Origin of the sequence: Vibrio sp. R-1, assembly GCF_035615595.1 — a bacterium.
Classification (GTDB): Bacteria; Pseudomonadota; Gammaproteobacteria; order Enterobacterales; family Vibrionaceae; genus Vibrio; species Vibrio cholerae.
The window spans coordinates 1-10,994 of the sequence record NZ_WPDC01000098.1 but is presented as its reverse complement, the minus strand read 5'-3'; the positions used below and the strand labels follow the sequence as shown (position 1 = coordinate 10,994).

Sequence of the window (10,994 nt, the reverse complement as noted above, 5' to 3'; positions counted from 1 at the left end):
TTCTTTACCGATATTCCCCGGGCGAAATGGCGCGCCCGAAAGGATTTGAACCTTCGACCTTTGGCTCCGGAGGCCAACGCTCTATCCAGCTGAGCTACGGGCGCATGCCCTATCGGCGGAGTGGAATAATACGTATATCACATTAGGGCGTCTAGTACTTTTTTTACTTTTTTTACTGTTTGACGCCTTTTTCATCAGATGCTTGCTACTCTTCCCTTATAAAGGATGTGACTCACCGCCGGAAGATCGCAACTTGTTGTTTATTGCAACAACTTCTCAGGATATAATCACCCAAAATTTACATTGATTTAACAGCAATTACCGCCCGTTAAATTGAAACACTCTAAAAATAATAGGTAAGCAGCACTTACCTTCGGAATGTAAAGTGAGTTAATGGATATGTCTCGATCACTCTTAAGCGTACTGTTCGCTGCTCTAACATTTTCTACTGCAGCGTTTGCTCTAACTGAAGCCGATAAAAATGCAATTGCTGAACGCATTAAGCCGGTAGGTGATGTGTATCTGGCGGGTAGCGAACCAGTACAAGCCGCTCCTACAGGTCCTCGTGATGGCGCAACGGTTTACGGTACTTTTTGTACTGCCTGTCACTCAGCGGGGATCTCTGGTGCACCGAAAACAGGCAATGCTGCCGATTGGGGACCGCGTATCGCTCAAGGTAAAGATGTGCTGAAAAACCACGCGATTAATGGCTTCAATGCTATGCCAGCCAAAGGCACCTGTATGGATTGTTCGGACGATGAAATCGTTGCTGCGATTGAGCATATGATCGCAGGCCTGTAATAAGCGGGTTTACTATTCAATTAATTGATAATAAAGAAGGGCTTGTTTTGACAAGCCCTTCTTTATTTTACTTTTTAAACATCGCTCTTAAATTAGCGATATGCGCTTGGCCTTTGGCCATTCGCTCTTCCTGAGTAACGGGTTTTTTCTTCACTTCCCACTCAATATCCTCTTGCGGTAGCTCATCAAGAAAACGGCTTTGGATGGGTTTAATCAGCTCTCCAAACTGGCGCCGCTCTTTACACACCATAAAGGTCAGTTCACGCTGCGCGCGAGTGATACCGACATACATTAAGCGCCGCTCTTCCTCGACGTTCTCTTCATCAATGCTGGTTTGATGCGGCAAAATGCCCTCTTCAGCGCCAATCAAATACACGTACGGAAATTCTAAGCCCTTTGAGGCGTGCAGTGTCATCAGCTGTACCGCATCACTGTCATCGTTCTCTTCGCCACGCTCCATCATGTCGCGCAGAGTTAAACGCTGCACCACCTCTTTCAGAGTTTTCTCTTGCTGATCGGGATTATCACCTTCCAAATCGGCCACGATCCATGAATAGAGATCGGAGACGTTTTTCATGCGCATTTCGGCCGCTTTCGGACTGGCGGAAGTCTCATACAACCAATCTTCGTAACGAATATCACGCACTAATGCGCGCACCGCTTCCACCGTGTTACCCCGCTCAGCATTATCGGCAATCGCCACCAACCACTCAGTGAAGCGGCGTAAGTTCTCAAGCCCTCGCCCGCTCAAATGCTGCTCTAAACCGAGCTCAAAACTGGCGGTAAATAGGCTTTTGCCCCGCATATTGGCGTAACTGCCTAACTTTTCGAGCGTAGCTGGGCCGATTTCGCGCTTCGGCGTATTCACAATGCGTAAAAATGCGTTGTCATCATCAGGGTTCACCAGTACTCGCAGGTAAGCCATGATGTCTTTGATCTCTGCGCGCGCAAAAAACGAAGTGCCGCCGGAAAGTTTGTACGGCACACGGTTTTGAGTCAGCGATTTTTCAATCAGTCGCGATTGATGGTTTCCGCGATAAAGAATCGCGTAATCTCGGTATTCGGTTCGATTGAGAAACTTATGGGCGATGATTTCTGCGGTCACTCGCTCTGCTTCATGATCTTCATTATTGGCCAGTATGACCTTGAGCTTTTCCCCTTCCGCTAACTCAGAAAAGAGCGCCTTTTGGTAAACGTGGGGGTTATTGGCAATTAAGATATTCGCCGCACGCAAAATGCGGCTGGTCGAGCGGTAGTTTTGTTCGAGCTTAATCAGCTTTAAACTCGGAAAATCTTCCCCAAGTAACACCAAGTTTTGTGGTTTTGCACCACGCCATGAATAAATGGATTGGTCATCATCTCCCACCACAGTTAAACGGCCACGCTCACCCACTAAGAGTTTGACCAACTCATATTGGCTGGTGTTGGTATCTTGATATTCGTCCACCAACAGATAGCGAATCCGATTTTGCCAGCGTTGGCGTACTTCTTCATTGCTGCGTAGCAGTAACACCGGCAGCAAGATCAAATCATCGAAATCGAGTGCGTTGTAAGACTGCATCTGTTTTTGGTAAAGCTCAAAGCAGTGTGCAAAAAGCTGCTGCGGTTCCCCTTTCGCCATTGCCTTGGCTTGCGGCGGAGTCAGCATGTCATTTTTCCAGTTGGAAATGGTGCTCAGTAGCAAGCGCAGCAGATCTTTATCGCCGTCGAGCTGCTTTTCGGTCAGCTCTTTAAGTAACGCGAGCTGATCTTGGTCGTCAAACAGTGAAAAACCCGCTTTGAGGCCCAAAGCTTTAAACTCACGGCGAATGATGTTTAAGCCAAGAGTATGGAAGGTAGACACCATTAAGCCACGCGACTCACCTTTACCGAGTGTTTGAGCTACGCGCTCTTTCATCTCACGCGCCGCTTTATTGGTAAACGTCACCGCAGCAATATTGCGTGCTTTATAGCCACATTGCTGAACCAAATAGGCAATTTTATTGGTGATGACGCGTGTTTTGCCCGAACCCGCCCCCGCCAATACCAGACAGGGTCCGGAGACGTACTTGACCGCTTCATCTTGTCTTGGGTTCAGCTTCATAGCGCTCTCAATCCTCTTTATTTAGCCGCCAATAATAATCCGCTCACCGAGGATTACCAACAAAGAAACTGCCTTTACAAAAATTTACTGCACAAGTGTATTGCAAAACAGGGGGTGTTAGCCGCTATAATGAACAACCGTTCATTTGCAGAGAAATGTGATGTCTGAAATAGTGTACGGCGATAAACAGCTCCAAATCCTTATCGCGGCTGAAAAACTGATTGCAGAACAGGGCTTTCAAGGGCTCTCGATGCATAAAGTGGCAAAAGCAGCGAATATGGCAACCGGAACGATTTATCGTTACTTCCGCGATAAAGATCATCTCTTGATTGAAGTGCGTTTGCACGTTAGTCAAAAAATCGCCGAAGCCGTACAAGCTAATCTGAGAGATGACATGTCTTTGCAAGAACGCTTCCGTACTATGTGGCTGAATATTTGGACGTTGGCTGGCTCTTGTCGTGACATTATCAGCAATCGAGTGCAGTATGAGTCTTTACCAACAACAACTTGTTGCAATGTAAGGGAACTAGAGCAAAAAATGTTTGCCAAAGTCGAACTGTTGTTCGACCAAGGAAAGCAGCAGGGAATTTTCAAACCTCTCGATAACCATCTTCTTTCTGCGTTGAGTTTTGAAACAACCGTCACTCTTGCTCGTCAATACGCTTTAGGTTTTTATCAACTGGATGATTCAACTCTCGATGCAATGATTCAAGCCAGTTGGGATGCAATTACTCAACACTAATTTGGAGTTCGCACCAGAATGAAAAAGTGGACATTTTTTATGTTGCTTATCGCGGTCCTGCTGTTTGGCAGCGTGATAGGTTTCAATCTTTTCAAACAACAGAAAATTGCCGAGTACCTCGCCAATCGTCCTGAGCCAGAATTTCCGGTTACCGTAGTGACCGCCAATCCGGTTGATTGGGTACCCGTGATTGAAGCGATCGGTTTTATTGAACCGAATCAGGGTGTGACGCTAACGACCGAAACGGCAGGGGTGATTGACCAAATTACGTTTGAATCGGGCACGCAAGTCGCAAAAGACCAACCTCTAGTGCTACTGGATTCAGCGGTAGAACGAGCCAATTTAAAAAGCACTGAAGCGCGCCTGCCTGCAGCGAAAGCCAAATATGAACGCTACAAGGGTCTGTTCGCTAAAGGTTCTATCTCTAAAGAGTCTTATGATGAAGCAGAAGCGAGCTACTATGCGCTCTCCGCTGATATTGAAAGCCTAAAAGCCACCATTGCTCGCCGTGAAATCAAAGCGCCTTTTGCTGGTGTGATCGGTATTCGTAATGTGTTCTTAGGTCAATATTTGCAGCCGGGTACAGACATTGTGCGCTTGGAAGATACCAGCGTAATGCGTCTGCGTTTTACCGTGCCACAAAGAGATATTTCGCGGATTTCACTGGACCAAGAAGTCGATATTTTTGTCGATGCTTATCCACAGACCTCATTCAAAGGCTCCATCTCAGCGATTGAACCTGCAGTGAGCGTACAAAGCGGCCTGATCCAAGTACAAGCGGATATCCCAAATAGTGATGGCAAACTGCGAAGCGGCATGTTTGCGCGTGCCAACATCATTCTGCCTAAGCTGGAAAACCAAGTCACTCTGCCGCAAACCGCGATTACCTATACCCTCTACGGTGACAATGTTTACATTGTCAGCGAAGAAAATGGTGAGAAGCGCGTCCAGCAACATGTTGTGAAAGTGGGTGAGCGCTCTGAATCTATTGCTCACATTCTGGAAGGCGTAAAACCGGGTGATGTGGTTGTCACGACAGGTCAAGTACGTCTGAGTAACGGTGCTAAAGTTCGTATCGTCGAAAGTGATGCGACTACACCACCAGCAGAAACCCCAATGCTGTAAGCGGAGGCATCATGCGCTTTACTGATGTTTTTATAAAACGTCCAGTTTTAGCGGTATCGATCAGCTTTTTGATTGTGTTGCTTGGTCTACAAGCCATTTTCAAAATGCAGGTGCGTGAATACCCTGAAATGACCAACACCGTAATTACGGTGAGCACCGGCTATTACGGTGCCAGTGCCGATTTGATTCAAGGTTTTATTACTCAACCCTTGGAACAAGCGGTAGCACAGGCGGATAACATTGATTTTATGACGTCACAGTCCGTGTTGGGTCGCTCGACCATCACAGTGACCATGAAATTGAATACGGATCCCAACGCCGCGTTATCTGACGTTCTGGCCAAGACCAACTCGGTTCGCTCGCAGTTGCCTAAAGAAGCAGAAGATCCGACCGTCACCATGTCGACCGGTTCAACCACTGCGGTTCTGTATATTGGTTTCACCAGTAATGAATTGGCATCCAGCCAAATCACTGATTACCTAGAGCGCGTGGTTAATCCACAGCTTTACGCAGTCAATGGTGTGTCAAGTATCGATCTGTATGGCGGTATGAAATACGCGCTCCGGGTATGGCTCGATCCAGCCAAAATGGCGGCACTAAACCTCTCCGCAGCGGATGTGATGAGCATTCTGAATGCCAACAACTATCAGTCAGCGACCGGTCAGGCGATTGGTGAATTCGTTCTTTATAACGGCAGCGCCGATACCCAAGTCTCCACCGTGGAAGATTTGGAAAGTCTGGTGGTGAAAGCTGAGAAAGGTACCGTGACTCGCCTAGGTGATATCGCGAAAGTTACCTTGGCTAAGAGCCATGATACCTATCGCGCGAGTGCTAATGGCCGTGAAGCGGTCGTTGCCGCGATTAACGCGGCCCCAAGTGCAAACCCTATCAACATCGCCAAAGATGTGCTTGAGATGCTGCCTGAGCTGCAGAAAAACATGCCAAGCAACATTGAAATGAACGTGTTGTATGACTCAACGGTTGCGATCAATGAATCGATCCACGAGGTTATCAAAACCATCGTAGAAGCGGCGCTGATCGTTCTTGTGGTCATTACTCTGTTCTTGGGGTCACTGCGTGCCGTACTCATCCCTATCGTCACTATCCCGCTTTCACTGATTGGTGTTGCGATGGTGATGCAGATGATGGGCTTCTCTTGGAACCTAATGACGCTGCTGGCGATGGTTCTGGCGATCGGCCTTGTGGTTGACGATGCGATCGTCGTTCTAGAGAACGTTGACCGCCATATCAAAGAAGGGGAATCTCCTTTCCGCGCGGCGATCATCGGTACCCGTGAAATTGCCATCCCAGTTATTGCGATGACGCTGACGTTGGGTGCGGTCTATGCGCCGATTGCCTTGATGGGCGGTATCACCGGCTCACTGTTTAAAGAGTTTGCGCTCACACTGGCTGGTTCTGTTTTTGTATCCGGTATTGTTGCATTGACTCTGTCGCCGATGATGTGTTCAAAGATGCTCAAAGCCAATGAAGCGCCGAACAAATTTGAACTGAAAGTGCACCATTTACTGGATCGCATGACGGCACGCTATGAACGCATGCTGACCGCGGTGATGGCTCATCGCCCTGTGGTTATTGCCTTTGCGTTTATCGTTTTTGCAAGTTTACCAATGCTGTTTAAGTTCATTCCAAGTGAGCTTGCGCCATCGGAAGATAAAGGGGTAATCATGCTGATGGGCACAGGCCCGTCGAATGCCAACCTCGATTATCTGGCGAATACGATGGATGATGTGAATAAAATTCTGTCTGATCAGCCAGAAGTTCAGTTCGCTCAGGTGTTTACTGGTGTTCCTAACTCAAACCAGGCGTTTGGTATTGCGTCAATGGTGCCATGGAGCCAGCGTGAAGCTAGCCAAGCCACAGTAACCAACCGCGTGGGTACCTTGGTACAAGATATCCCAGGTATGGCGGTAACGGCATTCCAGATGCCAGAACTGCCTGGTGCAGGCTCTGGCTTACCGATCCAATTTGTGATCACCACGCCAAGCAACTTTGAAAGCTTGTTTACCATCGCCACCGATGTGCTGACCGAAGTCAAAGCCAATCCGATGTTCGTCTACTCGGATCTGGATCTGAACTTCGATTCGGCAACGATGAAGATCAATATCGATAAAGATAAAGCCGGTGCCTACGGCGTGACCATGCAAGATATTGGCATCACGCTCAGCACCATGATGGCCGACGGTTATGTCAACCGTATCGACCTCAACGGCCGCTCTTACGAAGTGATCCCGCAAGTGGAACGTAAATGGCGTCTCAACCCTGAATCGATGAACAGCTACTACGTTCGCGCGGCAGATGGCAAAGTGATCCCACTCGGTAGCCTAGTGACGATTGATGTGGTTGCAGAGCCTCGCTCGCTACCCCACTTCAACCAGCTCAACTCTGCCACCGTAGGTGCGGTGCCAGCACCGGGCACGGCTATGGGGGATGCCATCAACTGGTTTGAGAATTTGGCAAGCAGCAAACTGCCTAAAGGCTATAGCCATGACTACATGGGTGAAGCTCGTCAGTATGTGACCGAAGGTAGCGCGCTGTATGCCACATTTGGCCTAGCGTTGGCGATCATCTTCTTGGTGTTGGCGATTCAGTTTGAATCTCTCAGAGATCCTTTGGTTATCATGGTCTCTGTACCACTCGCCATTTGTGGTGCCTTGATCGCACTGGCTTGGGGTACGGCAACCATGAACATCTACTCGCAGGTTGGCTTGATCACACTGGTCGGCCTTATCACTAAACACGGTATTTTGATCTGTGAAGTGGCCAAAGAGGAGCAGTTACACAACAAACTCAGCCGGATTGAGGCTGTCATGCATGCCGCTAAAGTGCGTCTGCGCCCAATCCTAATGACCACTGCAGCAATGATCGCAGGCCTGATCCCACTGATGTACGCCACCGGTGCAGGGGCTGCGCAGCGCTTCAGTATCGGTATTGTTATCGTCTCTGGTCTGGCAATTGGTACCTTGTTTACTCTGTTTGTACTGCCGGTGATTTACAGCTACCTTGCAGAGAAACACAAACCACTACCGGTGTTTGTTGAGGATAAAGATCTGGAGAAATTGGCCCGCATTGATGAAGCCAAAGCGGCTCATCGTCAGCTGTAATCCAATATTCAGTCTCATCACAAAAGGCCATTTCGATGGCCTTTTTTATTATCCAATCTAACGACATCCCTAGCTGAATTGCATAGAATGTTGGCAACTTAACAGGAGAATTACTATGTTTGATGCCAAAAAACTCGAGCAGATCGCCAAGCAAATCCATGAAGCCATGCCACAACCCGTCAAAGAACTGGGTGCTGATGTAGAACAGAAAGTGCGTCAGGTCATTCAAGGCCAACTGAACAAACTGGATGTCGTCAGCCGCGAAGAGTTTGATGTGCAAACTCAAGTGCTGTTACGCACTCGCCAAAAGCTCACTGAGTTAGAGCAGAAAATGGCTGAGCTTGAAGCCAAATTAGCGGACAAATAAGCGCTGAGTTCATACAGTAAACACGCCACTTAGCACTCAATAAAGAAAGGCTTAGTCATTCGACTAAGCCTTCTTGGTTTTTATTATAGTGTGTTGTTGTGTTTGCTTTGGAAATCAATATAGGGATTAATCACCCACGGCGATGCGCTTCATGTCTTTCATGTAACCGCGCAGCTCTTCACCGATATACTCAACCGGATGGTTACGGATGATGCTGTTTACTTCGATAAGCGTTGCGTTATCAACTTGATTAGAGACCACTCTTAATCCTTTACCAATCACATCAGTGCCCACTTTCGGCATAAACTTTTCACGCAATAGTGGTACCGCCACATTGGCAAACAGATAATTACCGTACTCTGCGGTGTCAGAGATTACCACGTTCATTTCATACAGACGCTTACGCGCTACCGTATTGGCAATCAGTGGGAGTTCGTGCAGTGATTCATAGTAAGCCGACTCATCGATGATGCCTGAAGCCGTCATCGCTTCAAACGCCAACTCAACCCCAGCACGCACCATGGCAATCATCAAAATACCGTTATCAAAGTATTCTTGCTCAGCAATTTTTACGTCGGTTGTTGGATAGTTTTCAAAGGCCGTTTCAGCGGTTTCTGCACGCCAGCCGAATAAGTCTTTATCATCATTCGCCCAATCCGCCATCATGGTGCTAGAGAAGTGGCCAGAAATGATGTCATCCATATGCTTGTTGTACAGCGGGCGCATCAGATCTTTCAACTCTTCAGACAGCTCAAACGCTTTAATTTTTGCAGGGTTAGACAGGCGATCCATCATATGAGTGATACCGCCAAACTTGAGTGCTTCGGTAATGGTTTCCCAACCAAATTGCAAAAGCTTGCCCGCATAACCAGGGTCGATGCCATCAGCAACCATTTTCTCGTAGCAAACGATAGAGCCCGCTTGCAGCATGCCGCAGAGAATGGTTTGCTCACCCATCAAATCGGATTTCACTTCAGCCACAAAAGAAGAAGCTAAACAGCCCGCACGATGGCCACCCGTTGCCGCAGCCCATGCTTTAGCAATTTCCCAACCTTCACCTTGCGGATCGTTTTCAGGGTGTACCGCGATAAGAGTAGGAACGCCAAAACCGCGCTTATACTCTTCACGAACTTCCGTACCCGGACATTTTGGTGCCACCATCACAACTGTGATGTCTTTACGGATTTGCATGCCCTCTTCAACGATATTAAAACCGTGTGAGTAACCCAAGGCAGCACCTTGCTTCATCAGAGGCATCACCGCATTGACCACACTGGTGTGCTGCTTATCTGGCGTCAAGTTAATCACCAAATCTGCGGTTGGGATGAGTTGTTCATAACTACCGACGTTGAAGCCATTGTTCTTGGCATTCTTAAATGACTGACGCTGTTCATCAATCGCAGTCTGACGCAGAGCGTAAGAAACATCCAAACCTGAATCACGCATATTGAGGCCTTGGTTTAGGCCTTGAGCCCCACAACCCACGATCACCACTTTCTTACCTTTTAGGTAGTCAGCTTCGGTTGCAAACTCTTCTCGCGCCATAAAACGGCAACGACCAAGTTGATCCAACTGTTCACGCAGGTTCAGCGTATTGAAATAATTCGCCATGAGGGTGCTCCTTAATAAGTGATTCCGTTAAGTCGGTGCGATATGACCGAATAAACTCATACTAAGCCAGAGACAAAATTGCGCAAAGTGATATATTCACAACTAGTTATTGCAACAAATGCAACATAGGAACTTTTGTGAACATCAAAACTCTGCAGCTATTCATGCATCTATGTGACTGCAAAAATTTCAGTAAAACCGCTTCTGCAATGCATCTCAGCCCTTCCGCACTCAGTCGACAGATACAGAAGCTGGAGCAAGATTTAGGTCACACACTTTTTCTGCGCGACAACCGCAGTGTTGAACTCACTCCCGCAGCCCACCAATTACTGCCCGTTGCGGCACGCATCATTCACGACTGGCGACAATTCACTACCGAACTCAACGATCACAGCCAAGAACTGCGAGGAGAGATAAAGCTATTCTGCTCTGTTACGGCCAGTTATAGCCACTTACCTGAGCTTCTCAGCTCGTTTCGCCTCAAACATCCCTACATCGAATTTAAACTGCTAACAGGCGATCCGGCACAAGCGATCGATAAAATCCTGCACGATGAAGCGGATATAGCAATTTCTGCGATGCCTGAACAACTGCCAAGCCGCATTGAATTCGCCACAATCAGTGAGATCCCTCTTTCCGTCATCGCACCACTTGGGATCAGCAGCTTTATGGATGAGCTACAAAAAGAGCAGCCTGATTGGAATGAAATTCCGTTTATTGTCCCAGAGTCGGGAACCGCGCGCGATAGAGCCAATACCTGGTTTAAGCAAATGAAGATAAAACCCAATATCTATGCTCAGATCGCAGGACATGAAGCGATTGTTAGCTTGGTGGCTCTTGGATGTGGAGTAGGGATTGCTCCGGATGTGGTTATCAATAACAGCCCTGTACGTGACAAGATCCAGCGCTTAAGCGTCAGCCCCATCAAACCCTTTATGCTCGGTGTTTGCTGCAAGCGTTCACAGTTAGATAATCCGCTTGTCCAAGCACTGTGGCGGGTCGTTTCGGCAAAGAAAAGCGTTGTTGATAAATAAAGAACTTTAGAAGAATAGGTTATCGGTACTGTATCGATAACCTAGATATTGAAAATCAAGATGACAGAATGCAAAAAGGCCGCTGAGTTATCAGCGGCCTTTCTTAATA

The 10,994-nt window shown here is 47.7% G+C and carries 8 protein-coding genes and 1 tRNA gene; 6 read left to right on the top strand and 3 right to left on the bottom strand.

What is annotated here, in order from left to right:
- Nucleotides 1-27: 27 nt before the first annotated feature.
- A tRNA-Arg gene (locus GOU96_RS15300) sits at nt 28-104 on the bottom strand.
- Between the two features lie 289 nt (nt 105-393).
- Between GOU96_RS15300 and GOU96_RS15295 the strand changes: the two genes are divergently transcribed.
- The gene (locus tag GOU96_RS15295) at nt 394-801 is read left to right on the top strand and encodes a c-type cytochrome (protein WP_000367639.1); all 408 of its coding nucleotides are present in this window, start codon (nt 394-396) and stop codon (nt 799-801) included.
- A 67-nt stretch (nt 802-868) separates the two neighbouring features.
- Here GOU96_RS15295 and rep read toward each other — a convergent pair whose 3' ends face one another.
- Nucleotides 869-2,884 (bottom strand): DNA helicase Rep, encoded by a 2,016-nt coding sequence (gene rep, locus GOU96_RS15290; protein WP_267783057.1) that lies wholly within the window; start codon nt 2,882-2,884, stop codon nt 869-871.
- 160 nt (nt 2,885-3,044) lie between these two features.
- Here rep and vexR point away from each other — a divergent pair, with 160 nt between their 5' ends.
- From vexR to ubiK, 4 genes are all read left to right on the top strand, one after another.
- Nucleotides 3,045-3,626 carry a TetR family transcriptional regulator VexR gene (gene vexR / locus GOU96_RS15285; RefSeq protein ID WP_001290345.1) on the top strand — a complete coding sequence of 194 codons (582 nt, stop codon included), beginning with the start codon at nt 3,045-3,047 and terminating at the stop codon, nt 3,624-3,626.
- A gap of 18 nt (nt 3,627-3,644) precedes the next feature.
- Nucleotides 3,645-4,751, top strand: a complete 1,107-nt coding sequence (gene vexA / locus GOU96_RS15280; protein WP_000759354.1) for a multidrug efflux RND transporter periplasmic adaptor subunit VexA — start codon at nt 3,645-3,647, stop codon at nt 4,749-4,751.
- An 11-nt stretch (nt 4,752-4,762) separates the two neighbouring features.
- Nucleotides 4,763-7,873, top strand: a complete 3,111-nt coding sequence (vexB, locus tag GOU96_RS15275) for a multidrug efflux RND transporter permease subunit VexB (RefSeq protein WP_001212849.1) — start codon at nt 4,763-4,765, stop codon at nt 7,871-7,873.
- A 115-nt stretch (nt 7,874-7,988) separates the two neighbouring features.
- Nucleotides 7,989-8,240 carry a ubiquinone biosynthesis accessory factor UbiK gene (gene ubiK, locus GOU96_RS15270; protein ID WP_000458935.1) on the top strand — a complete coding sequence of 84 codons (252 nt, stop codon included), beginning with the start codon at nt 7,989-7,991 and terminating at the stop codon, nt 8,238-8,240.
- A gap of 126 nt (nt 8,241-8,366) precedes the next feature.
- On the opposite strand, the gene ilvC is transcribed toward ubiK, so the two are convergent.
- Nucleotides 8,367-9,851 (bottom strand): ketol-acid reductoisomerase, encoded by a 1,485-nt coding sequence (ilvC, locus tag GOU96_RS15265; protein ID WP_000024929.1) that lies wholly within the window; start codon nt 9,849-9,851, stop codon nt 8,367-8,369.
- 137 nt (nt 9,852-9,988) lie between these two features.
- Between ilvC and ilvY the strand changes: the two genes are divergently transcribed.
- Nucleotides 9,989-10,885 (top strand): HTH-type transcriptional activator IlvY, encoded by an 897-nt coding sequence (gene ilvY, locus GOU96_RS15260; RefSeq protein ID WP_076025667.1) that lies wholly within the window; start codon nt 9,989-9,991, stop codon nt 10,883-10,885.
- Nucleotides 10,886-10,994 lie beyond the last annotated feature (109 nt).